Annotated in this window: 19 protein-coding genes and 1 other annotated feature; of the genes, 12 read left to right on the forward strand and 7 right to left on the reverse strand. The window is 47.4% G+C overall.

The annotated features are described in order from the left end of the window. The first annotated feature begins 268 nt into the window (after nucleotides 1-268). Together ccpA and ACRRNK_RS08140 are read left to right on the forward strand one after the other, a co-directional pair. Nucleotides 269-1,285 (forward strand): catabolite control protein A, encoded by a 1,017-nt coding sequence (ccpA, locus tag ACRRNK_RS08135; protein WP_433946244.1) that lies wholly within the window; start codon nucleotides 269-271, stop codon nucleotides 1,283-1,285. An 88-nt stretch (nucleotides 1,286-1,373) separates the two neighbouring features. After that, complete coding sequence (locus ACRRNK_RS08140; protein WP_433946245.1) at nucleotides 1,374-2,075, forward strand: 5'-methylthioadenosine/adenosylhomocysteine nucleosidase; 702 nt, start codon at nucleotides 1,374-1,376, stop codon at nucleotides 2,073-2,075. Between the two features lie 22 nt (nucleotides 2,076-2,097). Here the strand turns inward: ACRRNK_RS08140 and ACRRNK_RS08145 are convergent, their stop codons facing one another. Continuing rightward, entirely contained in the window at nucleotides 2,098-3,276 is a 1,179-nt protein-coding gene (locus ACRRNK_RS08145; RefSeq protein ID WP_433946246.1) for an acetoin utilization protein AcuC, read from the reverse strand. 29 nt (nucleotides 3,277-3,305) lie between these two features. Continuing rightward, nucleotides 3,306-3,938, reverse strand: a complete 633-nt coding sequence (locus ACRRNK_RS08150; protein ID WP_433946247.1) for a GNAT family N-acetyltransferase — start codon at nucleotides 3,936-3,938, stop codon at nucleotides 3,306-3,308. 269 nt (nucleotides 3,939-4,207) lie between these two features. On the opposite strand from ACRRNK_RS08150, the gene acsA reads away from it, so the two are divergent. Then, the gene (gene acsA / locus ACRRNK_RS08155; RefSeq protein WP_433946248.1) at nucleotides 4,208-5,932 is read left to right on the forward strand and encodes an acetate--CoA ligase; all 1,725 of its coding nucleotides are present in this window, start codon (nucleotides 4,208-4,210) and stop codon (nucleotides 5,930-5,932) included. A 136-nt stretch (nucleotides 5,933-6,068) separates the two neighbouring features. On the opposite strand, the gene ACRRNK_RS08160 is transcribed toward acsA, so the two are convergent. Beyond that, entirely contained in the window at nucleotides 6,069-9,161 is a 3,093-nt protein-coding gene (locus tag ACRRNK_RS08160) for a transglycosylase domain-containing protein (protein WP_433946249.1), read from the reverse strand. 167 nt (nucleotides 9,162-9,328) lie between these two features. Then, nucleotides 9,329-9,580 (forward strand) — a binding site (T-box leader). Between the two features lie 58 nt (nucleotides 9,581-9,638). Here ACRRNK_RS08160 and tyrS point away from each other — a divergent pair. Continuing rightward, nucleotides 9,639-10,892: a tyrosine--tRNA ligase gene (gene tyrS, locus ACRRNK_RS08165; RefSeq protein ID WP_433946250.1), complete on the forward strand. Its 1,254-nt coding sequence runs from the start codon at nucleotides 9,639-9,641 to the stop codon at nucleotides 10,890-10,892. Nucleotides 10,893-11,004: 112 nt separating this feature from the next. Here the strand turns inward: tyrS and rpsD are convergent, their stop codons facing one another. Beyond that, complete coding sequence (gene rpsD, locus ACRRNK_RS08170; RefSeq protein WP_433946251.1) at nucleotides 11,005-11,604, reverse strand: 30S ribosomal protein S4; 600 nt, start codon at nucleotides 11,602-11,604, stop codon at nucleotides 11,005-11,007. A gap of 449 nt (nucleotides 11,605-12,053) precedes the next feature. Here rpsD and ACRRNK_RS08175 point away from each other — a divergent pair, with 449 nt between their 5' ends. From ACRRNK_RS08175 to ACRRNK_RS08195, 5 genes are all read left to right on the forward strand, one after another. Continuing rightward, the gene (locus tag ACRRNK_RS08175; protein ID WP_433946252.1) at nucleotides 12,054-14,042 is read left to right on the forward strand and encodes a sensor domain-containing diguanylate cyclase; all 1,989 of its coding nucleotides are present in this window, start codon (nucleotides 12,054-12,056) and stop codon (nucleotides 14,040-14,042) included. Nucleotides 14,043-14,174: 132 nt separating this feature from the next. Beyond that, nucleotides 14,175-15,005 (forward strand): hypothetical protein, encoded by an 831-nt coding sequence (locus ACRRNK_RS08180; RefSeq protein WP_433946253.1) that lies wholly within the window; start codon nucleotides 14,175-14,177, stop codon nucleotides 15,003-15,005. A gap of 90 nt (nucleotides 15,006-15,095) precedes the next feature. Then, nucleotides 15,096-16,211 carry an aminopeptidase gene (locus tag ACRRNK_RS08185; RefSeq protein ID WP_433946254.1) on the forward strand — a complete coding sequence of 372 codons (1,116 nt, stop codon included), beginning with the start codon at nucleotides 15,096-15,098 and terminating at the stop codon, nucleotides 16,209-16,211. 80 nt (nucleotides 16,212-16,291) lie between these two features. Further along, a complete protein-coding gene (locus ACRRNK_RS08190) occupies nucleotides 16,292-16,537 on the forward strand; it encodes an HPr family phosphocarrier protein (RefSeq protein ID WP_433946255.1) in 246 nt (81 codons plus the stop codon). 194 nt (nucleotides 16,538-16,731) lie between these two features. Continuing rightward, entirely contained in the window at nucleotides 16,732-17,019 is a 288-nt protein-coding gene (locus tag ACRRNK_RS08195) for a YlaN family protein (RefSeq protein ID WP_433946256.1), read from the forward strand. 100 nt (nucleotides 17,020-17,119) lie between these two features. Here the strand turns inward: ACRRNK_RS08195 and cax are convergent, their stop codons facing one another. Continuing rightward, nucleotides 17,120-18,190 carry a calcium/proton exchanger gene (gene cax / locus ACRRNK_RS08200; protein WP_433946257.1) on the reverse strand — a complete coding sequence of 357 codons (1,071 nt, stop codon included), beginning with the start codon at nucleotides 18,188-18,190 and terminating at the stop codon, nucleotides 17,120-17,122. Between the two features lie 212 nt (nucleotides 18,191-18,402). Between cax and ACRRNK_RS08205 the strand changes: the two genes are divergently transcribed. After that, entirely contained in the window at nucleotides 18,403-18,765 is a 363-nt protein-coding gene (locus ACRRNK_RS08205; RefSeq protein WP_433946258.1) for an Asp23/Gls24 family envelope stress response protein, read from the forward strand. Between the two features lie 100 nt (nucleotides 18,766-18,865). Here the strand turns inward: ACRRNK_RS08205 and ftsW are convergent, their stop codons facing one another. Together ftsW and ACRRNK_RS08215 are read right to left on the reverse strand one after the other, a co-directional pair. Continuing rightward, nucleotides 18,866-20,119, reverse strand: a complete 1,254-nt coding sequence (gene ftsW, locus ACRRNK_RS08210; RefSeq protein WP_433946259.1) for a putative lipid II flippase FtsW — start codon at nucleotides 20,117-20,119, stop codon at nucleotides 18,866-18,868. A gap of 11 nt (nucleotides 20,120-20,130) precedes the next feature. Next, the gene (locus ACRRNK_RS08215) at nucleotides 20,131-20,472 is read right to left on the reverse strand and encodes a YugN family protein (protein ID WP_433946260.1); all 342 of its coding nucleotides are present in this window, start codon (nucleotides 20,470-20,472) and stop codon (nucleotides 20,131-20,133) included. Nucleotides 20,473-20,694: 222 nt separating this feature from the next. Between ACRRNK_RS08215 and ACRRNK_RS08220 the strand changes: the two genes are divergently transcribed. Together ACRRNK_RS08220 and ACRRNK_RS08225 are read left to right on the forward strand one after the other, a co-directional pair. After that, nucleotides 20,695-21,825 carry a M20 metallopeptidase family protein gene (locus tag ACRRNK_RS08220; RefSeq protein WP_433946835.1) on the forward strand — a complete coding sequence of 377 codons (1,131 nt, stop codon included), beginning with the start codon at nucleotides 20,695-20,697 and terminating at the stop codon, nucleotides 21,823-21,825. Nucleotides 21,826-21,951: 126 nt separating this feature from the next. Continuing rightward, entirely contained in the window at nucleotides 21,952-23,661 is a 1,710-nt protein-coding gene (locus ACRRNK_RS08225; RefSeq protein ID WP_433946261.1) for a DNA repair helicase XPB, read from the forward strand. Nucleotide 23,662 lies beyond the last annotated feature (1 nt).

Genomic DNA, 23,662 nt, shown 5'->3' on the forward strand with positions numbered 1-23,662 from the left:
AGTGAATGGCCGTCCGGCTTATCTCCCATTCCAGTATGACCTCAGGTACTTTACAGGAAGATCTGGCGTAGGAATCTTGTTATCGATTGCACAAAATAGCGTTTTATCGTATCATAAATTTAATTCATATTATAGAGAGCTAAAGTCAACAGCCCAAATTTACTATTTTGCATCACTTTGTGAATGCCGCTGCTGATTTTAGTTCGTTCGGATACATCAGCATCTACGCGATCAGAACGAAAAATTTATTGGCAATGGAGAGAAGAATGTGACGGTTACCATTTATGATGTGGCACGCGAAGCTGGCGTCTCGATGGCCACGGTTTCCCGGGTTGTGAACAACAATCCGAATGTGAAGCCGCAGACCCGGAAGAAAGTATATGAAGCAATTGAACGACTTGGATATCGTCCGAATGCTGTGGCTAGAGGTCTAGCCAGCAAGAAGACAACGACGGTGGGTGTCGTAATTCCTGATATTTCAAACTCGATATTTGCAGAAATTGCCCGGGGTATCGAAGACATAGCGAATATGTACCACTATAATATTATTTTATGTAACGCAGATAAGAAGAAAGAGAAGGAGATCCGTGTCATTAACACTCTGCTTGAGAAGCAAGTGGATGGCCTTCTATTCATGGGTGGCACAGTGACGGAGGAGCATATTCAAGCTTTCCAAACGTCTTCTGTTCCGATAGTACTGTGTGCGACGAGTGATGAGAATGGAGTAATTCCTTCTGTCGACATCGATCACGAAGCGGCTGCCTTTGATGCGGTGAATACTCTAATCCGTCACGGACACCGTGAAATCGCGATGATCAGCGGAACGTTACAGGATCCAGCTAACGGGTATGCCAGGTTCCAGGGCTATAAGAAAGCGCTTGAATCAGCAGGGATCCCATACCAGGAAGATCTTGTAAGGATTGGTAATTACCGTTACGAATCCGGTGTAGAAGCCATGAAATACTTCCTTGGTCTTAAGAAACGGCCGACCGCTGTATTCTCAGCGACAGATGAAATGGCGATCGGGGCCATACATAGCATTCAGGACGAAGGTCTTAAAGTACCGGATGATTTCTCTGTAATCAGTGTGGACAACATTCGTATGGCTTCGATGGTACGTCCTCAGCTCACTACAGTCGCTCAACCGATGTACGATCTTGGAGCCGTAGCCATGCGCTTGCTGACCAAGCTCATGAAGAAAGAGAATGTGGAGAATCCCCGTGTGATTCTGCCTCATGAGACAATCCTGCGCTTGTCTGTGAATCATTTAGAGAAGAAGAATTAATAAAGAGATAAATACATTATATGAAAAAGGTTAACGAAGAAGAAGCTCCTGTGCAGGAGCTTCTTTTTGGGAAAGGAGCTATACCAAGATGACCACACTAGGATTGCTTGGCGCTATGGACGAGGAAATAGCCCTGCTGCTTGCTGATATGGAGAGTAAGGAGACTGTCCAGTTCAGCGGGATTACTTTTACTAAAGGCAGTTTGTACGGGAAACAGGTCGTTGTCTGTAAATCAGGAGTAGGTAAGGTTAATGCGGCTGTAACAACGCAGGTACTTATTGACCGTTTTGGGGTCAGTGCTATTCTGTTCACAGGGGTTGCTGGTGCAGCGAACCCGGAGCTGAATATCGGGGATATTGTAATCTCTTCTTCTTGTCAGCAGCATGATATGGATGTTACTGCACTTGGTTTCCCTAAAGGGATTATCCCATATCAAGAGGTATCAGATTTCCCGGCAGACCACACTCTGGTTAAGCTGGCTGAAGCGGCATGCGGCAGAATATGCAAGGATCATAAGTTTATCGTGGGAAGAGTGCTCTCAGGGGATCAGTTCGTTGCCGACCATGCCATCGTGAAATCACTGTATGAGACATTGGGCGGAGCTTGTGTTGAAATGGAAGGGTCGGCCGTGGCACAAGTGAGCCACTTGAATAACATTCCTTACGTTGTTCTGAGGTCGATGTCCGACAAGGCGGACGGAACCGCGAACGTCAATTTCTCTGAGTTCACGGTAGAAGCATCGCGCCGTTCTTATGAGATTCTAAGAGATATATTAGAACACTGGAATTGATTTTGAAGCCGTGCCATTTTCGTCAGGGCATATCTTGAAGTACAGCCGCGAGAGTCTCGCGGTTTTTTGCTGTAATCTCGTCTCTTCTGGGGATAGCCTCCCAGCGGCTTAGGTCATCGAGCCATTCAGTAGGAAGTGATACGGGAGCCTGTGACTGCCATCTGTGGATCCATTCGTCAGGGAGGGGAGTCAGTGGGTGATTCTGCAGCTTCTTCTTCAGTGGATGATCGCTCATCTCAAGCCAAAGCAGACTCCAGGCTCTGGGGACCACCTTCCAGATGTCATATCCGCCCCCGCCAACGGCTACCCATTTACCCCCGCAATAGGTATGGGCCAATTCGTGAATCAGTTCAGGCATTTGGTTATAAATTCTCATGCTGCAGTGCATGTGAGATAATGGGTCCATGGCGTGAGCGTCACATCCGTGCTGACTGAGAATCAGATCCGGCTTGAAATAAGCCGTAACGCGGCGGATGGATTCTGTAAAGCATTCCATCCAGGAATCATCCTCGGTATAAGGCTGAAGGGGGAGATTCACCGTGTAGCCATAACCCAAATGCTCTCCGCGCTCATTCACGAATCCCGTTCCAGGGAACAGATATTTACCTGTCTCGTGTATGGAGTAGGTGCAGACCTCTGGGTCTGAGTAGAAGCTCCACTGTACCCCGTCTCCATGGTGTACATCGGTATCAATATACAGAACCCGGGCTTTGTATTTCTCTCTTATATAGGAGATAGCCACTGCAGCATCATTATATACACAGAAGCCAGCGGCTTTCGCTATTAGAGCGTGGTGAAGACCACCTCCCAGATGCAGGGCGTGTGTGGCCGAGCCGGACATGACCGCTTCTACGGCAGTTAGTGTGCCACCAACGATATAGGACGAAGCCTCATGCATTCCCGCAAAAAAAGGCGTATCCTCATCAAGCAGCCCGTACTGCTCAGCCCGGGCCAGCCATTCGGCGGCAGGATCCTTCATGCTGAGGGCCTGAACGGCCTTGATATAATCCGGACTATGTACACGCAGCAGGTCCTTTTCGTCTGCTTGACGGGAGGAGAGCTTGGCATCCTCTGGCAAAGCTCCGACTTCTGACAGCAAGTCAAGAGTGAGCTGCAATCGAATGGGATGGAAAGGGTGGCTGTCATGGAAATGATAACTCAAATCTTTGTCATGATGAACGAACTTTACTTTTCCAGACATAGCTGAGCAATCCCCCTTTTCTTCTCCGATTAATACATGAACCGCTGTTGGAACCTTATCTGATCAAATTGTTCCTTTGATTCTAGTGGCACATTCTTACCAATCCGCACCATAAGGCAGTTAGCAGGGTGGGAGCAAATCTCAGGATCATCGGTTGCGTACCATACCATATCTACAGTCTGCATCAACCGTTCCATCATCTTGCGGTAGGCCCATACATCAAGGCCACTCGTCTTCAAATCCCAATGCCAGTAATATTCGGTTGTAAAAATAATGTAATTCTCCATCTGGGGATCCTCAAATGCCGTCCGGATCATCGCGCTCCCTAGGCCAAGCGACCGGTATTCATTAGCTACTTCAATCGCACCGAGCTCGATTAGATCGGGCATTCCCCCTTGTGACCAACGTTCCATTTCATCAGGATAATGGAAAGTGACATACCCGACGATGAGATCTTCTTCACGGGCAATAATTATGCGTCCTTCAGGAAGGGCTGCAATTTCGACCAAAGCTGCATGCTGTTCCTCCGGCTTGCGGAAAGCATCGAGTTCCGGATGCATATGGAGCAGGCGTAGTGCGTTAGGGGATACAGGTCCTTCCACCTTAATTTCTTTTGATGGACGAGACAGGATATGGGCGTGGTACATTTTAGGATGTTCCATCGTCGATCTCCTTTCCTCTTTCCTCTCACTTATAGCAGAAAAGCGGGAAATTGAAAAGTGTAGCCGCTTTCTTTAGCGTATGATATAATACCTTTTGACATAAATTCTTCACATTTCCTGACTTGACTTCGTGCGTAATCAAGAGGCCTCGTGAGACTTTTTTCGACAGCATTCGTGTAAGCGCTGTCCAAGACCGAACCTGTTTCTGTTTTCGTGAATTCCAACTTACAAATTTCCGGTTTCGAGAGAGGATTAAGGAGGATGAAAAGATGAACCAACTGCAAGGGGAAGTTATTTCAGCGGTGGCACCCTCGTCAAATTTGGGGGACTATGAAACAGCGTATGAAGGCTTTAATTGGAAAGATGTAGAGAAAGAGTTCTCCTGGTACGAGACCGGTAAGCTGAATCTGGCCTATGAAGCCATAGATCGCCATGTGGATGCTGGACGGGGTGGGAGAACTGCATTATTATACAGCGATGCCACGCGGGATGAGGCATTTACTTTCGAAGAACTCTCGAATTTATCCAACAAATTCGCCAATGTTCTTCGGAATTTAGGGATTCATAAAGGTGATCGCGTATTTGTGTTCATGCCGCGAACTCCCGAGTTGTACGTAAGTATTCTTGGCACGATCAAGGTGGGAGCCGTTGTGGGGCCTTTGTTCGAGGCTTTTATGGAGACGGCGGTGAAGGACCGGCTGGAGGACAGCGGGGCGGTTGCGATCGTTACAACCCCTTCCTTACTTTCAAGAATTAAACGTGATGAACTTCCAGAATTACAACATATTATCGTTGTAGGGGACGAAGTAGAACCTGGCGAAGGGATTATTGACTTCAAATCCGCCATGGCAGAGGCTTCTTCAGAAGCAGATATTGAATGGGTTGACCGGGAAGATGGCTTGATCATCCACTACACTTCGGGTTCAACAGGCAAGCCAAAGGGAGTCTATCATGCACACAATGCAATGATCCAGCATTACTACACGGGTAAGGTCGTGCTTGATCTTCAAGAAGGAGATGTGTATTGGTGTACGGCAGACCCGGGATGGGTAACAGGTACATCCTATGGTATATTTGCTCCTTGGCTTAATGGAGCAACGAATGTTATTCGCGGAGGCCGTTTCAGTCCAGCCGATTGGTACGGGACCATACAGAAGTATGGAGTCTCGGTCTGGTATAGTGCTCCTACGGCCTTCCGTATGCTGATGGGGGCTGGCCAGGATATTATATCGCAATATGATCTGTCCAGCCTTCGGCATGTGCTCTCTGTAGGAGAACCGCTGAACCCCGAAGTCGTACGCTGGGGACTCAAGGTGTATGGGAAGAGAATCCATGATACCTGGTGGATGACCGAAACCGGAGGACAGGTGATATGCAATTATCCTTCTCTTCCGATGAAGCCTGGCTCCATGGGACGACCTCTTCCAGGCATCGAAGCGGCGATCATAGATGACATGGGTAACGTTCTACCGCCTTACCGAATGGGGAATCTCGCGATCAAGACACCTTGGCCTTCTATGATGCGCAAGATCTGGAACAATCCAGCCAAATACGAAGAGTATTTCCGAATTCAAGGCTGGTATATCTCCGGGGATTCCGCTTATTTGGATGAGGATGGTTATTTCTGGTTCCAGGGACGGATTGATGACGTGATTAATTCCTCGGGTGAACGGATTGGACCATTCGAGGTGGAGAGCAAGCTTGTAGAGCATCCCGCGGTAGCAGAAGCGGGGGTAATTGGCAAGCCGGACCTAACGCGGGGTGAGATTATCAAGGCATTCATCTCTCTGCGCGAGGGCTTTGAACCTTCAGAAGAGCTGAAGGCGGATATCTCCAAGTTTGTGAAAGTCGGCTTATCCGCTCATGCTGCTCCGCGTGAAATCGAGTTTAAGGATAAATTACCGAAGACCCGTTCAGGCAAAATTATGCGCCGGGTGCTCAAGGCCTGGGAGCTGCAGCTACCAGTTGGGGATTTATCTACAATTGAGGACTGATAGTCATTTTTTTATTATAAGACGGCTGGACTTGGTTCCATCGATGTTCATTAAAAAAGAATTACAAAAAAACGGAATCCGCTATGGATTCCGTTTTTTTTGTGAATGTGTTTGGTGGCAGACCAACCAACGGTGCTTACTTCTGAATATGAAGTGCAGAGGTTGGTGTGGATTCCCCGGCAGCATTAATTGCCGTTACACGAATGTATCCATTGATCGGGGAAGCTGTGTACTCGTATTGAGTGGACTGAACGGTTCCAACAAGGGAATATACACCGTTTTCTTTATCTGCGTAATACACATTATATCCACTTACACTCTCCGCCTTAGGATTGGCATTCCAGCTTACCTGCACACCTCCGCTGGTTGGTGCGGCGTGAAGTTGCTGAGGGGTGGAAGGGGCAGAAGTAACACTGCCGGTCCCATCTGCGCCACTGCTTCCACTGTCAGTCCCTGTACCAGAATTAGTAGTTGATCCTTTACCCAGGTTCGGTAACGGCGTTCCCGCCCCCTCGGAGGTGGCTACCGCACTAGGTGACGATTCATGACCGCCAACATCAACGGCTGTGACGTAGTAAGAATAGTTATGGCCCGAAGACGTTCCATCAGTGAAGCTTGTGCTAGCCCCGCTAAGAACAGATCTGCTGTAACGGAACGCGCTGCCATCTACGGACCTGTACAGCCTGTAACCGACAACATCCTTCTCACTATTCTTACTGAAAGTAATGGTGTTATGTCCTCCTCCTGCGATGGCCCTTACATTGGAAGGGGCAGCTGGAGCCTTGCCATCATCCACGCGTGGATCCACTTTAGTCGGAGCATCCTCGGACGCATCCTTAGGGAGATAATAACTGAGGTCTCTGTGTCCGCCTCTCATTTTGGAGAAGGCATTCTGCAGGTCGTCAATTAATTCTTTAATTGGCTTGTCACGCCGCATAACCACCTTCTGCTGTACCATATCCGAAGGGGTCTCGTCATGCGGGATATAGTTCACGCCATTGTACGTGATATATTTGGCTCTCACCAGGACATCATCGGATTTCTTAGGCACATACTTCACATTGAAAATATCGGTGACCATCTTCCCGGCCTGCTCCGTGAGAGAGGTCGGCAGTAGTCCGCTGAATCCGGATACAGTCCGCGTGACAATGCCATCTGGTTTCGTGAATTTCGGTGTCTTGAACAGCTCAGGCTTGCTGTCACTGACCTCATTCATGACAAGCGCCCAGATGGATTTGGCTCTGGATTTGGCCTCTTTGGTCACCAGTGTATTCTTCTGCTCTTTATATCCAACCCATATTCCAAGCGTAACATCCGGGGAATAGCCCTCGAACCAGACGTCACCATAGTCCTGCGTGGTTCCGGTCTTGCCGACAACTGGAATCTCGCCATATTTCTTGAAGTCACGGGCAATGGAATGACCCGTTGAGCCTGGCGCCGAGATCACCGTACGCAGCATATCGGTCATCAGGTAGGCCGTCTGTTTGGAGAATACCTGTGTAGGTTCAGCCTTGTGCTGATATACCACATTCCCGTTCGAATCCGTGATTTTCTCGATCATATAGGCATCATTAAAGACCCCTTGATTCGCAATGGCACCATAAGCATTCGTCAATTCTTCTACAGTTACACCATATCTAAGCCCGCCTAGAACTCCGGTCTGAGCCTGGTAATCCTGCTTCTGGATTGTAGTTATGCCCAGCTTCTTGGCAAAAGCCCAAGCGTCATTAATTCCTACGGTATAGTTGAACAGCTTGAGCGCAGGGATATTCCGGGATTCATTGAGTGCGGTTCTAGCGGTAACGAGCCCCTTATACCCACCGCTTGAGTTAACCGGGATATGATAGCCTTTCTGTCCGTCCCGGAAAATAACCGGAGAATCATCAATAATAGTAGCCGGTTGGACAAGCCCTGCTTCTAGCGCGGGCAGGTAAGCCGCGATCGGCTTCATCGTGGAGCCGGGCTGCCTAACCATCTGAGTAGCATAGTTCATCTGCTCGGTGTAGAAGTCCCGTCCTTCGATCATGCCCAGAATACCGCCTGTTCTGTGATCGATCATCATACCGGCAACCTGCTCCAGACCTTTTGTTTTGCTGTCCGGAGAGAAGTTGCTGCTGTTTTCTGACACTTTATGCATCGCGCTATATACTTTTTTATCAATAGTTGTATAGATACGGTACCCGCCAGTTAACAGCTGTTGCCTTGCTTCCTCCAGTGTTTGGCTTGGAATTTTGTTCTTGTCCAAGGACGGATCTTTCAGTAAAGCAAGGACCTCCGCGCCTTGACGTTCGGTTTCCAGCATAAGATAAGGGTAGGTTGCATATGCCTTCTCGGTCTGCGGAGCAAGAGCCTTCTTGATATCAAAGGCCATAGCCTCGTCATATTGGCTCTTGGTAATGGTATTCTCCTCGAGCATACGCTGCAGCACCAGGTGCTGCCGTTTGACAGCCCGGTTAAAATTGGACTTATTAAATTCCCCTTTCCCATTAAAAGCGGAGTAAGAAGAGGGCAGCTGAGGCAGGCCAGCCAAGTAGGCAGCTTCAGCAATGTTAAGCTTCTTAAGGTCTGCTATCCCGAAGATCCCTCTGGAGGCGGCCTGGATCCCAAATACGTTATATCCATTTGATCCGTTACCAAAAGGAACCTTGTTCAAGTAAGCGGTTAAAATTTCTTTCTTAGTTAAGAACCGCTCGAGACGAAGGGCCAACAGCATCTCCTTTACTTTCCGATTGTCTGTACGATCCAGGCTGAGGAACACCCGCCGGGCCAGCTGCTGGGTTAACGTACTGCCTCCAGTCTGGCTGCTTTCCCGCAGAAGTCTTTCTTTGACTGCCCGCAGGGTTCCCTTCGTGTCGACACCACTATGATTCCAGAAGTTATTATCCTCGATGGAGATGACGGCATCAATCACAAGCTGGGGAATTTCCTCGTAGGTTACAGGGCGTCGATCCTCTTCAGAACGAAGCTGGCCGATCGGGGTGCCATCGCGGAAATAGGCGAAAGCGGTAATATTATTAGTGCTTATTTTCTGCTCAATCATTGCCCTTGAACGGACAGGGTCATCTTTGACGTTGGCTGATACGAAGCCAAATAAGGCTCCTCCAACAAACAGAATCCCTGTAAAAGCAACAAAAACCAGCCATAGGAACACCTTCAGGGTCGTCCTGCCCCAATGTCTTTGGCGTCCAGGTTCTTGTTCAACGGGATCCTTTTCGTGCACTTCTACCATTGAGTATCCTCCTTTTAACAGCAACATTATAGCACAAATGTATCCGTTTGAATCCATTTTCTAGGGTCCTAGTCTATAGGGAAGTCTGTTTTGGCATGAGATCTTGAGTTTGACTTCACAAAAGTATATATGTTATAAGATATACAGTAATATACAAAAGCATATGGATAAAGGCTTAGAAAGATCTAGTAGAAGGTGGAAATCTCTCCTCAGAGAATCGGTGGATGCTGCGAACCGTGAGCGAACCTCCTTTGAATTACAATCTGGAGCCGTCCGGGGGAACTCACATGTGAATGGATGTGTCAGTAGTCCGGTACCGGGTAACCGTTATAAGAATGAAGTGAAAGCCATAGTGTCTATTTGAGTGGATACGGCTTTAATTAGGGTGGTAACGCGAGCAGCTCCTTCTCGTCCCTTTGGGATAAGAAGGAGCTTTTTTGTGTTCAGAAATATAAATGTTACAGGAGGCAGGACAATATGAAATGGGAAGAATTATCACCGGAGCAGCAGGCTGAGGTCGAGCGTCAACTACAAGTAATTTCGCGGGGGGTTGTAGAAATCGTCCCTGAAGAAGAGCTGAAGAACAAGCTGGTTAAGTCTGTGGTTACAGGTGAGCCATTAAAGGTGAAATTGGGACTTGATCCTTCTGCCCCGGATCTACACATCGGGCATACTGTTGTCATGCAGAAGCTGCGTCAATTTCAGCAGCTGGGTCATCAGGTTCAGTTGATTATTGGCGATTTCACGGGCCAGATCGGTGATCCGACTGGTAAATCCGAGACAAGAAAGCAGCTGAGCGAAGAGGATGTGAAGCGCAACTCGGAAACGTACTTTAAGCAGGCTTTCAAAATTCTGGATAAGGAAAAAACAAAAATTCACTTCAATTCAGAGTGGCTGGCTCCGATGACCTTTGCTGATGTTGTGAAGCTTGCAGCGAAGCTTACGGTTGCGCGCATGCTTGAACGTGATGACTTTACCAAGCGTTACCAGAGCGGACAACCTATCAGTGTTCATGAATTTTTCTATCCATTGATGCAGGGAATGGACTCTGTTGCATTGAAGTCGGATATTGAGCTAGGGGGAACGGATCAGAAGTTCAACCTGCTTATGGGCCGTACACTTCAGAAGGAGTATGGTGTTGAACCACAGGTAGCGATTATGACTCCGATTATTGAGGGACTAGACGGTGTTCAGAAGATGAGTAAAAGTCTGGGGAATTATATTGGCATCGATGAACAGCCTAACGAAATTTACGGTAAAGCAATGTCTGTGCCCGATGAATTGATGCTGAAATACTTCCAGCTTGTAACTGATCTAACGAACGAAGAGCTTGCCGTGCTTGAAGAAGGAATGAAGGAAGGGACATTGCACCCTAGGGATGCCAAAATGAAGCTTGCCTTTACACTCGTTAGAATGTATCACAGTCTTGAAGATGCGGAAGCGGCTCAGGAGCATTTCGTAACGGTGTTCCAGCAGCGTGCGCTGCCTGATGATATTCAGACCATCGACATTGCGGATAGCGAGCTGGAGAATGGCAGGATTGGTCTCATCAAGCTGCTAACGCTTCTGGGCTTTGCAGCATCTAATGGAGAGGCCAGACGCAGTATTCAGCAAGGCTCCGTTAAGTTTAATGAAGATAAAATCACGGATTTCAGTGCTGAGCTTGAGATTAATGACGGTGATGTCATTCAGGTGGGTAAGCGGAAATTCGCCAAGCTTGCTAGAAAATAGTACAGCGTAGTAGAGAGGGAGCGAAGGGCTCCCTTTTTTATGAGAATGTTAAGCTCAAAAAAAACCGGCCAAAGTCTTTGCAGACCAGGACCGGTTTGTGTTGAATTGAATATTAACGGTTGTAGAACTCGACGATTTGCTTCTCATCGATGTCTTGGGAGAGCTCGGAACGCTCTGGAAGACGGATGTACTTACCTTCAAGGGAAGTATCGTTGAACTCCAGGTAAGCTGGAAGGTGCGTGCGGTTCTCCAAAGCTTCTTTAACGGAGGAAAGGCCGCGGCTTCTTTCGCGAAGGCTGATTACATCGCCCAGATTCACGAGGTAAGAAGCAATGTTCACTTTCTTGCCGTTAACTGTGATATGTCCGTGGGATACCAATTGGCGGGCACCAGCGCGGGAGTTAGCGAAACCAAGACGGTATACAAGGTTGTCCAAGCGGGACTCGAGCAAGAACATGAAGTTTTCACCGGCGATACCTTGCATTTTGTGTGCTCTAGAGAAGAGCGTTTTAAATTGCTTTTCGCCCAAACCGTACATGTGGCGAAGCTTTTGCTTTTCAAGAAGCTGCATTCCGTAGTTACTTACTTTTCTCCGTTGGTTTGCACCATGTTGACCTGGAGGGAAAGGGCGCTTCAAATCTTTTCCTGTGCCGCTCAGGGAAATGCCAAGACGACGGCTGAGTTTAAATTTAGGACCTGTGTAACGTGCCATTGTATAGTAGACTCCTTCATAAATGAAATTTTAGGTGGGGCTACACTTGCGCCGGTTTTGTTTGTCGGGCGGGGGGATAGAAGAATAATCCGCTCTACTGACCGAAAAGTTCAGCCGCTGTTCAGTCAGCAACAAAAGCCGTGAGGGTGACACAATTTTACGCCCTAAGGTAAGACTCTATCCAGTCTTCATCAACAATAAATATTATATGAACTTAGTATATAAAGTCAAGGTGAAGTTTTTGTATGAAAAAGAGGGTTTTTGTCGATAGGGCTTTTGCACCAAAAACATGGGTCAAAACCATGAATTTTAGGTGCAAAATGCAGATTATAATAGTAGAATAAAGTTATATACTCATTTCCTAATTTATCCTGAGAATCAGTTTGTTGTTTAGCATATGCAATGGTTACCATTAAGCCGACAGATGCGCGGTGCAGAAGGAGCCCCCTATGGCAGAACATCCACGAGAGGACCCGGTGATTAACAATCTACCTTCCCCATCTCTAGAACTGAACGTTAACGCAAGCGAGATCGCCTGGCTGGAGCAGCTTGATATCACGGCACATGATTTTCCATACTTATATCCCTTATTGAATTCCGCGTTTAGAGACTGGATCCCTGCCGTATCTTCATTCCAAGGCTTTGGAGAGCTTTCGTGGCTGCTCGCGGATTGGACAGGGGAAGTAATACACACCGAAGATAAGACTATGCCGGGTAACTGGAATGAAGGTATGAACGAAGCGATGCGAGCTTGTCTTGGCTCCGGGAAGACAACAACGATAAGGCTGAATGGAGATGCTGCGGCCCAACAAATTATAATTGCAGCCGCGATCCCTATTCGCACCAAAAGCAAGGCCGAAATATTCTCATTGCTCGGATGTATCATTCAAGGCACTGCTGAAGAGGTCACCTTTGGAAACCGGATCTTGGGTATTGCCGAGCAGCATTTTAAAGCATGCTTCTACCGCAGGTTCGAGAATACGTTCTTCAAGGACCTGATTGCCATCCAGGAACAGGCCAAACGAGAAACCCAAAGAAGGTCTTTTCTGGTTGAAGTTGTACAGAGGCTTCATGACAAGATAGATGTGGATGCGGTGCTAAATGAGGTGCTGGACAGCATTGTCAGGATATACCCGAATGCGCGTCTTGAAATCTTGATGTCTCAGGATCATCAAAGTTCTAATTCCAGAGTGAAGTCACTGCAGCTGCAAGGAGAGACGGATCGGCTGTATGTCCGGGCTTTTATGGAAGGAAGGCTGCTGCGTAACAGCTTCCAGGCTGAGAGTGGACAGCAGTATCTGGAAATTGCAGTTCCTCTAAGCGGTAAGCAAGGTGTTTACGGAGTGTTTCATTTGTTCATTCCTAATGAACAATTTGAAGAAGCGGATATCCAATTAGTAGGGATGCTGGCCGATACGGCTGGAACAGCATTTGAGAATGCCAAATTATACGAACAATCCAACCAGCTCATTCATGAGCTCCGGTTAATAAATGAATTGACTCAGCAGTTAAGTCAGAGCTTACATCTCAAAGAAGTGTTTAAATTTGCGACTGAAGAGCTTTTAAATATTTTTGGCGCGGAATACTGCTGCATTTCCCAGCTTGATAAAGACAAAGACTTTTTTGAGATGGTATCTACGAACGTCCCTGCGTTGTCTAAGGAGATTTTCCCCAGAGACTGCGGTTTCTGCGGCTTGGTATATGCCACCAAGGAGCCGATTATTCTATCGGATTATCATAATTATGGAAGAGTGTACTCCAAGCTGATGGAGGAGACCGGCTCAAATTCCTTGATAGGGGCTCCGTTAATGATCCGTGGGGAAGTCAGTGGGGCGATTCTTCTTACGCACACCCGCTCACATTATTTCTCCTATGAGAATTATAAGCTGCTCCAGGTGCTGTCTACACATATTGGACTGGCCATTGCGAATGCTTCCTTGCATGCGGAAGTACGGCGAATGGCTAATCGGGATATGCTGACAGGACTCTTCGCCCGCCATTATCTGGACGACAAGCTGCTGGAATTCCAACGCAGGGATGCGAAGGGCTCGCTCATTGTGGTGGATATAGACAAATTCAAGCAGGTCAACGATACCTACGGTCATCAGACGGGTGACAAAATTCTGAAACAGGTCTGCAATATCATTAAGTCTACTGTACGAAAGGTCGATATAAGCGCACGTTGGGGCGGTGAAGAATTGGCGGTATATTTGCCGGGTATGGAGCTGGAGCAAGGCTATCAATTGGCTGAGAAAATTCGTGAACGGGTAGCGGCTGAGACGACACCACAGGTTACCGTGTCCTGCGGGGTATCCAATTGGAACCGCAAGGATGAGAAGATTAGCGTAGAGTCACTTTTTTACCGGGCAGATATGGCCCTATATCGCTCCAAGAACAATGGACGGAATCAGACACAAATTGGAAGGGATAACCAATAAGTCTATAGCAATTCTATAAGGACACCTTTGGGTGTTCTTTTTGTATTGTCCGCATTCATCTGTATAAGTTGCTCTTTGTAGGAGAAATTAGGAGTAGCTTTTATACATTCACGGATGAAAGGTGTGGGGAAAATGACCAAGAAAGCTAGGGTATGCAGGGCGTCAGTGATCATGTTCATGCTTGTGCTGATTACATCCTGTTCAAGGCCGAGGTCAGCACAGGATTGGTTCGACTTGACCTGGGCGGGACTGGCTGGAAGTGACACGCTGAGTTTCAAGGGCACAACAGTGCTGCTGAGAGCGGACAAGCCCCAGCCTGAGGGCAGTGTGGCATTCTCGGGAGAACTTCAAAATCATCAGGTTCTAACGCTGACCGCGAACTCCCCTGTGAAACAGGCGGATTCTAACTTAAAGGCCGCTGAGTCCAAAGGAAAGCCGATCTTTACCACCCTTCAACTGAAAGGCAGAAGGTGGGTTGCTCTGGATCAAGCTCAGGGAAGCAGCGCATCTCATACACTTGAGCGGATCAATCCATTGGCACAGCTTGAAGAAATTCATGATACTAAGTCCAAGAATATCAGACTCGAAAGTGGAGCAGCCAGAGGAACGAAGGTGTTGCGGGTTGAGCTTGCACCGGAAGAAGCCAAGGCGCTGCTTCGCAGACAACTCAGTGACGAGATGGATCTTGTTCTTAAAAATTGGTCAAGGGATAGCCAGCAGCTGCAATTGTCCCCTTCAGAGCGAAATGCCCTGAATCGGGAGGTTCAGGCATTGTGGAGTCAGGGGAACCGTAAATTGTCAGAAAAGTTAGATCAGGCAGAGGTTAGTACGGTATACCATTTAACTATAGATAAGAGATCCGGTCTGCCGAGGCGTCTAACCTCCAATAACAGAATCACCTACCCTGGGAATTCAAATTTAAATAAACCTGAGACCCAGGTTACCGATTGCAGCTTTAAATGAACAGGATTTCCTAAGTTATGATCAAGATGCTACAATAGACAAGAATCAACCATTGTTAAATTAATGCAGCTTTAAGAGGAGGAACAAGAAATGCGTGATCCAAGAATCGGGCAGCTGGCTAAGAATCTGGTGGAATACTCCGTTAACGTTCAGCCAGGTGAGAATGTGCTTGTCGAAATGATAGGTACAGAGCGGGATTTACTAAATGCAATCGTTGAAGAAGTAGGCAAAAAAGGTGGAAACGCATTTGTACAATTAACGGATAAGACCGTTCAGCGGGCGATGCTTAAATATGGGAACAAGCAGCAGATTCAGACATGGGCTGAAATCGATCTGAACCGAATGAAGCAAATGCAGTGCTATATTGGGATTCGGGCCGGAGAGAATGTCAATGATCTGGCCGATGTGCCCGAAGAAAAGATGAAATTATACAACTCGTTATACTCCCATCCTGTACATAGTGAACAGCGCGTTAAGCATACCAAATGGGTAGTTCTACGATATCCGAACGCGAGCATGGCTCAGCTTGCAAATACGAGTACCGAGGCCTTCGAGGACTTCTATTTCTCCGTATGTAATCTGGATTATGCCAAGATGGATCGTGCTCAAGATGCTTTGGCTGAACTCATGAACCGCACGGATAAAGTACGGATTGTGGCGGAAGGAACCGATCTGCGGTTCTCGATCAAGGGCATTGGAGCCATTAAATGTTCCGGACAGAATAACATCCCTGATGGAGAAGTCTACACGGCACCCGTTAGGGACTCGGTAAATGGTACAATCAGCTTTAATACAGCAAGTCTATATAACGGGATAACGTTCGAGAATATCAAGTTCCGCTTCGAGAATGGGAAGATCGTTGAGGCCACAAGCAATGACACGGCCCGGATTAATGAGATTCTGGATGCGGATGAAGGCGCGCGTTATATCGGCGAATTCGCAATTGGCTTCAACCCATACATTCTCCATCCGATGAAAGATACGCTCTTCGATGAGAAGATTGCGGGCAGCTTTCACTTCACACCAGGGCAGGCCTATGAGGTAGCTGATAATGGGAACCGTTCTTCTATTCACTGGGACCTTGTGCAGATCCAGCGTCCGGATTATGGAGGCGGAGAAATATACTTTGATGACCAGCTGATCCGCAAGGATGGACTGTTCGTAATACCAGAGCTCGAGCCTTTAAATCCGGAGAACTTGAAATAAGGAGATTTATCCTTGATTGGTAAGCGGATTCAAGGTATCATGAACATATATTAATATAAATAGAAAACGGAGGATATTCCATGGCGAACAATAATGCAGCGGTTGTAGAAATTGCACAAACAGCAGGAAGATTTACTTCTTCAATCGTGCTTCAAGCGGAGAACAAGTATATTGATGTTAAGAGTATTCTAGGTCTGTTCACCACCTTGGTTAGCTCGGAAAGCTATGAACTTCATGTTCATGGACCTGACGCGGAAGAAGCTAAAGCTGCAGTATCTGAAGCTTTTGCGAAGCATGGTCTTAAGGTTCAAGTAGTCGAAGATTAGACTAGGAAGAACCGCAGCACTCCTGCCTGATGGCAGGAGTGCTTTTTTTGTCCACAGCAGACAGGCCCAGGTCGTTTCCTGAGTTATTATTTTTTGAGGTTCTTGTATTGGTGTTCATTTTCGTCTAATATTAAATAAAGTAAATATAATAATATGGTTAGACTGATGACTTTGTACACAGGGGGGAAGATTGCATGACTTCATCTGATTTGCAGGAACAGTTGAATTTGAAAGCGCTGAGTCTTTTGCATGAAGACGCAGATAAAATAGAGAAGCTAATTGAAGTGCAGATGGAGAATCTGGCAACACGTTATTGCCCTCTATATGAGGAAGTGCTTGATACCCAGATGTTCGGATTCTCGAAAGAGGTTGATTTTGCCGTTCGTGCTGGACTGGTTAATCCTCTGGTGGGCAAACAGATCCTAAGCAAGCTGGAACGCAATCTGGCCGTTCTTTATGAGGCCTTGAATACTAAAGAGTAAGCCTGTCGCAGGATGGGCATACATAGAAACACAAAAATAAAGCGTATGTTCCGGTCTTGGCCGGACATACGCTTTGTTTTTTTTGGGATTTCCTGGATTTCTAGACCAGATAAAAGGATACCCCGAGAATGCCGTATACCGCCAATAGCAAGAGTCCTTCATACCAGTTCGTAGATCCGTCCTGCGTAATGGATTTGGCAATAAAGACGGATACGCCAATGGCTGCAAGCTCGATGACCGTGAACACAATATCCATAGGACGGCCAAGAATATGACTGACGAAGATCAGAACGGGTGCTACGAAGAGAGCGATTTGCAAGCTGCTGCCAATGGCAATTTCAACGGAAGCGCCGATCTTGTTCTTCATCGCCAGCATAATGGCTGCACTGTGTTCAGCTGCATTCCCGACAATAGCAACCACAAAGGCACCAACGAAGATTTCACTAAGACCAAATTTAGCAGTGAACGTATCAAGAGTATGTACAAGCCACTCACTCACAAAAGCTACCATGACCGTGGCAACAATCAGGTACAGTATTGATTTGCCCTTGGACCACATTGGAGCATGTTCATGGGGCAGCTGTTCTTCACTGTCCTCGGTTACATCGGCTAAGTAATCTTTATGAGTAATCATGGAGAATACAAGCCACAGAAGGTAAGCAACAATCAGAATGCCTGCTACAACGAGACTGACTACATTCTTGTCTTCACTTTGTAACGCATGCGTATTTAGGAAGATAGCCGGTACGAATAACGCGATAATACCCAGAATCATCAAAGAACCGTTAAGCCCCGCGAGGGAGACATTGAAGTTCTGAATCTTGTATTTCAACCCTCCGGCAAAAAGGCTAAGCCCAAGCACAAGGAGCAAATTCCCGATAATAGAGCCCGTAATGCTGGCTTTAACAATCTCAAATTGTCCATTGCTGACGAGAAGAATCCCGATAATCAGCTCGGCAGCATTCCCGAAGGTTGCATTCAGAAAGCCCCCAAGACGTTGTCCCGCATAGTGGGATACACTTTCTGTGGCCTTTCCGAGGAATCCGGCAACAAAGATTACCGCAATGGCGGAAATTACGAATTGCAGGGTAGGATCCCAGTCCGCATAATGCCCAACGGCACTAAGTAAGAATGTAAGAATAAGCAAGCTTGGAAACCAATACTTTTTCAAAAAGGACACCTCAACTTTAAGTTATTTGTTATAGACTTATAAGAGTACAAGAACAATATAACCATTATTGTACCCAATATAAACGAAATGTATGGAAATGCGCAGTTCAATCCGTATTATAAACGGAAGATGGAAGAATGGTCCATAGTTGCTTTCAAACCCTGCACCTATTACAATTAGAAATAATTAGATTTTTTGGAGGAGGAATGACCATGACCGAGCAGTTGCAGCTTGAATTAGGGACCATTCGAATCTCGGATGATGTAGTGTCTAAAATTGCGGGCATGGCCGCTTTGGAAACTCCTGGCATCGCTGCAATGAGCGGCGGACTTTCTGAAGGCTGGGCGAAACGGCTTAGCGGCAAGAATGTGCAGAAGGGAGTCACCGTTGAGGTTGGCCAGCTGGAAGCCGCTATTGATCTGCGGATTATCGTTCTATATGAGACACCGATTCATGAGGTGTGCCGCATGCTTCAGCAGAATGTTCGTGTTGCCGTAGAGAGCCTAACAGGGTTGCATGTCGTTGAAGTTAATATTAAGGTCGAGGGTGTAGCCTTCAAAGATGATGAGGTATAAGCGTTATACGTCCTGGAGGCTTTAAAGGTACATAATCCCTATCAACCAACAAAAAAAGGCTGGCCCAGGCAGTGTAATCTGCTTTGGGTCAGCCTTTTAATTATCGGCCGAAGCTTCTTTTGGCCGGTCTCTCGGATACGGCCTGTTTGATTACGACGGATTTGGTACGCTCCTGACTAACCGGCAGATTGGATTGTCTAGATATACTCAGCACAATGCCCATACTTGCCATCATTACCATCAAGGAAGAACCACCATAGCTAATAAAAGGAAGTGTGACGCCTGTAATCGGAATAGTATTCGTGACACCGCCAATATTGATAAAGGCCTGAATCGCAATAAGTCCCATAATACCGACGCCGACCAAGGTACCGAAAGTGTCCTGGCACCTTAGTGAGACGAGAATACCTCGCCAGATGAAATAAATATAAAACAATAGAAAGAGTAGGGTGCCGATAAATCCGAACTCTTCCCCTATAACCGAGAAGATAAAGTCATTATAAGGATTCGGAAGGTAATGAAGCTTCTGAATGCTTTGACCAAATCCTGTTCCGGAAGCCCCGCCGTGTCCGATAGCAATCAGGGATTGGACGAGGTTATAGCTTACACCTTGAGGATCCTGTAAGGGATCCAGGTAGGCTTGAAACCGGCCAGCCTTATAATTGGTCGCCTGCGTACTCACGCTGTCACTTGCACTAATCTTGTCGAACAAGAACTGAGCTCCCAGCGCTATGCTGGCCCCAAGAATAAGAAGAGCAAGAGAGCCTAGAATATGCTTCAAATTGGCGCCTCCAGCGAAAACAACCAGGCCTGCAGTAGCGACAAGAATAACGCAGGAACCGAAATCCGGCTGCAGCATAATTAGACCAGCTACGAATCCTACGATCAGCATCACTGGAATATAGCCGGTACGAAGATCCCGGAACCGTTCTCCTTTTTTGGAGATAAGGGCTGCCAAGTAGAGGATGATGGTGATCTTGGCGAGCTCGGAAGGCTGAACGCCAAAGGAACCAAATCCGAACCAGCTTCTTGCGCCGTTAACATTTTGTCCTACATAAGGAACAAGTAACAACATAATTAAGGTAATTATGAACACAGGCACAAACAGTTTTTTATATTTTGCATAAGGTATGTTCATAGTAACAAACATGCTCAGCAGTCCTAGTACGCCGAAAATCATTTGTTTCTTGGTGAAGTACATGGCATCAAAATTAAATTTGGAATTGACTATGGCAATACTGGAGCTGGAGCTGAATACCATGACTAGACCAAATCCCACCATAAGCAGGGTAAGAATGAGCAGTTGAAAGTCAGGAGTCCCTTTTCTGGTCTGGGTAGTTTTGTTATCATTCATAGCCCCAGGCCTCAAGCCTCGAGCAGTTTCTTTAATTCGTTCAGTTTCTGATTCGCTTTACTCAGAACTTGAGACGGAATTGGAGACTCATATTCGAGTCCATGTGGGAAGGTCGCACGGCCCATGTATACGGCTTCAATAGCAAGGACGGTATCCGGACGCTCCAGTTTGCCCTCCAGAGCACGGGTATTAATACGAAGAAAATATTCGTTATTGCTGTCTTCTATTTTATAATCATATGTAGCGCGATAATATTCCCATTGCCACCGTACAAACCCTACTTTCTCGGCGGATTCATCCAAATAAGCGAGATCACTTTTAATTCCATCCAAACCAGTGTTTTCAAAAATCATTGGGTCATTGTCCTCCCTTAACATACAGTATATTCATTCATGATAGTATGTTTCCCGGAGTTGTGCAAGCACTCTCAAGGCCTTACGCAAAAGACTTTTCGGCAGGTGATCGGTGTGTGTTACAATGATTGCAGCAGCTTTAAGACAGGTGGCAGTGTGAACAAAGAGAAGGATGTGGCTGGGGTGACAGATCTAGAACTGGTAAGGTCTTTATTTCCGGAGATGGTGAAGAGAAGGCGTCATTTGCACCGGAATCCGGAAGTTTCTTATAAAGAAGAGCGTACTTCGGCATATGTCGCAAGTATATTGACGCAGCTTGGGATAGAAGTAAGAACGGGGGTTGGAGGCTACGGTATAGTAGCTGTTATTAAAGGTAAGCTTCCCGGCAAAACCGTTGCACTACGGGCAGATATGGATGCGCTGCCGATTCAGGATGAGAAGCTGTGCGATTATGCTTCAGAGATCCCTGGTGTAATGCATGCTTGCGGTCACGACGGCCACACCGCTACGCTGCTGGCGGTAGCAGAGTACTTCGCGAGACGCCTGGACACGCTTAAAGGCGAGATCCGCTTAATCTTTCAACCGGCAGAAGAGGTATGTCCAGGTGGAGCAGTCGCAATGATTCGCGATGGCGCTATTGATGGGGCAAATGTGATATACGGAGTTCATTTATGGACCCCGATTCCTGTAGGCAAGGCTGCCAGCGCCCCGGGACCGTTGATGGCTTCAACAGATGAGTTCTTTGTAGATATGAAAGGACAAGGCGGTCACGGAGGTATGCCCCATACTGCCATTGACAGCGTAGTAGCAGGTGCGGCTCTAGTAATGCAGCTTCAGACTATTGTCAGCCGGTCTGTAGATCCGCTGGATCCCGCGGTCGTAACGATAGGCTCGATTCAGGGGGGAACCGTGCAGAATGTAATTGCAGAGCATTGCGTCCTGTCGGGCACCGTCAGATGCTTCAAGGAGGAGACAAGGCACCTGATCCGCAGAAGAATTGAGGAGATGGCGGAAGGGATAGCCAGAGCGTATGGGACAGAGGCGGTCATTGATTACGTAATGGGATATCCCCCGCTGGTCAATCATGATGCGGAAGTGAACCGGTTTTTCCGCGAGGCAGGGAATGCGTTCGGCCTTCAGGCAGAGGTATCGCCAAAGATTATGCCTGCTGAAGATTTTGCCTACTATGTACAGCAAATCCCTGGATGCTTCGTTCTTGTAGGGGCGGGAAATCCAGATAAGGGAGCTGCGTTCCCGCATCATCATCCAAAATTCGACCTGGATGAAGAGTCCATGCTGTACGCAGCGGGACTGCTAATCACACTTGCTGAATCTTATCTGGAAGAGAACTGATGAATAAATAATTTTGGTGATTTCTGGAGAATCTAATAGATGAAGCAGGGAAGCCCGCATAACTGCGGGCTTCTTTTGTCTGGAATAAGATACCAAAGTCCGTAACGCGGAAGAAAGGAAGTAAGTATGGACGGCACAGGAGCATGCTTGGTTCAGCGGGATTTCACGGTTCTTCTTGAGAAGGAGCACCCTGGCTTTGAAGCGGCAAGACGTGAGCTTTCGAAATTCGCGGAGCTTGTGAAGAGCCCGGCTTCTTTTCATACCTACCGCCTTACTCCTCTATCCATGTGGAACGCTGCAGCGCAAGGGATGGAGACCGCTGAAATATTGAAACAATTAAGGGATTTGTCCAGGCTGAAGGTTCCAGATCAGGTACTAAAGGAAGTAACGTTATGGTTATCACGTTATGGGAAATTGAGGCTGCGTCAATCCTTCGAACAACCGGGGATTCTCGTTCTGGAAGGTGAACATGCGGAATTCATTGATGAAATCGCAAAACTTGAGTCTATACAGAAGCTGGGCCTTAAGAGAATGGAAGCGACCAAGCTAACGATTCCAGTCCGGAACCGGGGAATGATTAAGCAGGACCTAACCCGGCTGGGTTACCCGGTACAGGACGAGGTCGGCTATCATAGCGGACAAGCCCTGTCTTTCCAGATGCGTGATGAGACTTTAGCCGGTATTCCATTCTCCCTTCGGCCATATCAAAGCGAGAGTGTGAGTGCTTTCACAGGGAGCGGTACGAGTACCGGGGGAGGAAGCGGGGTTCTGGTTCTCCCTTGCGGTGCCGGTAAGACTGTTATAGGACTTGCCGCCATGGCCAAGCTTCAGTGCGAGACTCTCATTCTTACTTCGAATGTAACATCGGTAAGGCAGTGGATTGAGGAGCTTCGGGCTAAATCAACGCTTAATGAACTGGAGATCGGAGAGTATTCGGGGGATCGGAAGGAAGTCCGCCCAGTGACGGTCTCCACCTATCAGATCCTGGCACACCGTACTAAGAAGGAGGATGGCTTCAAGCATATGAAGCTGTTCAATGAGCGGGACTGGGGGCTGATTATCTATGACGAGGTTCATTTGCTGCCTGCCCCTGTCTTCCGCGTTACCGCTGAAATCCAGGCGACCCGCCGGCTTGGGCTTACGGCTACACTCGTGCGTGAAGATGGATGCGAGAAGGATGTATTCTCGCTGATTGGTCCGAAACTATACGAGATGCCGTGGAGAGACCTGGAACAGGAGGGCTGGATAGCTAAGGTGAAATGCTGTGAAATTCGCGTACCCATGAGTGAATCCCTTCGGATGAAGTACTTGTTAGCCGAAGGAAGGCAGAAATTCAGAATCGCTGCCGAGAATCCCGGGAAGCTGGAGATAATTAGGGAACTGCTTGTTACTCATTCAGACCGGCAAGTACTGATCATAGGTCAATATCTGGACCAGCTGAAGCATCTATCCGATCAGCTTCAGGCGCCGTTAATTACAGGAAGTATGCCACAGCAGGAGCGAGCCGAATTATTTTGTGCCTTCCGCAGCGGCAGTCTTTCCATATTAATTGTGTCCAAGGTAGCAAATTTTGCGGTCGATCTTCCGGATGCTTCCGTTGGAATACAGGTATCGGGCAGCTTTGGCTCCAGACAGGAGGAAGCTCAGCGGCTGGGAAGACTCCTTAGGCCCAAGTCAGGGGATAATCGGGCACACTTTTATACATTGGTCTCAGATGGGAGCAGGGAGCAGGAATTTTCCCTTCGAAGACAGCTGTTTCTGATTGAACAGGGTTATGAATATTCAGTAATTACCCCGCATGCTGAAGGCACCGGAGCGAAGGAGGCTGCGCAGTGAT

It is taken from the genome of Paenibacillus sp. SN-8-1, from assembly GCF_050995535.1.
Lineage (GTDB): Bacteria > Bacillota > Bacilli > Paenibacillales > Paenibacillaceae > Fontibacillus.

Excerpts from the sequence above, each read along its gene's own strand:
- acsA (WP_433946248.1), top strand. The coding sequence starts at position 4,208 with ATGAACCAACTGCAAGGGGAAGTTATTTCAGCGGTGGCACCCTCGTCA.
- ACRRNK_RS08205 (WP_433946258.1), top strand. The coding sequence starts at position 18,403 with ATGACCGAGCAGTTGCAGCTTGAATTAGGGACCATTCGAATCTCGGAT.
- ACRRNK_RS08220 (WP_433946835.1), top strand. The coding sequence starts at position 20,695 with ATGGTGAAGAGAAGGCGTCATTTGCACCGGAATCCGGAAGTTTCTTAT.
- ACRRNK_RS08215 (WP_433946260.1), bottom strand. The coding sequence starts at position 20,472 with ATGATTTTTGAAAACACTGGTTTGGATGGAATTAAAAGTGATCTCGCT.
- ACRRNK_RS08195 (WP_433946256.1), top strand. The coding sequence starts at position 16,732 with ATGACTTCATCTGATTTGCAGGAACAGTTGAATTTGAAAGCGCTGAGT.
- ftsW (WP_433946259.1), bottom strand. The coding sequence starts at position 20,119 with ATGAATGATAACAAAACTACCCAGACCAGAAAAGGGACTCCTGACTTT.
- ACRRNK_RS08160 (WP_433946249.1), bottom strand. The coding sequence starts at position 9,161 with ATGGTAGAAGTGCACGAAAAGGATCCCGTTGAACAAGAACCTGGACGC.
- ACRRNK_RS08225 (WP_433946261.1), top strand. The coding sequence starts at position 21,952 with ATGGACGGCACAGGAGCATGCTTGGTTCAGCGGGATTTCACGGTTCTT.
- rpsD (WP_433946251.1), bottom strand. The coding sequence starts at position 11,604 with ATGGCACGTTACACAGGTCCTAAATTTAAACTCAGCCGTCGTCTTGGC.
- ACRRNK_RS08180 (WP_433946253.1), top strand. The coding sequence starts at position 14,175 with ATGACCAAGAAAGCTAGGGTATGCAGGGCGTCAGTGATCATGTTCATG.
- ACRRNK_RS08145 (WP_433946246.1), bottom strand. The coding sequence starts at position 3,276 with ATGTCTGGAAAAGTAAAGTTCGTTCATCATGACAAAGATTTGAGTTAT.
- tyrS (WP_433946250.1), top strand. The coding sequence starts at position 9,639 with ATGAAATGGGAAGAATTATCACCGGAGCAGCAGGCTGAGGTCGAGCGT.
- ACRRNK_RS08150 (WP_433946247.1), bottom strand. The coding sequence starts at position 3,938 with ATGGAACATCCTAAAATGTACCACGCCCATATCCTGTCTCGTCCATCA.
- ACRRNK_RS08185 (WP_433946254.1), top strand. The coding sequence starts at position 15,096 with ATGCGTGATCCAAGAATCGGGCAGCTGGCTAAGAATCTGGTGGAATAC.
- ACRRNK_RS08140 (WP_433946245.1), top strand. The coding sequence starts at position 1,374 with ATGACCACACTAGGATTGCTTGGCGCTATGGACGAGGAAATAGCCCTG.
- ACRRNK_RS08175 (WP_433946252.1), top strand. The coding sequence starts at position 12,054 with ATGGCAGAACATCCACGAGAGGACCCGGTGATTAACAATCTACCTTCC.
- ACRRNK_RS08190 (WP_433946255.1), top strand. The coding sequence starts at position 16,292 with ATGGCGAACAATAATGCAGCGGTTGTAGAAATTGCACAAACAGCAGGA.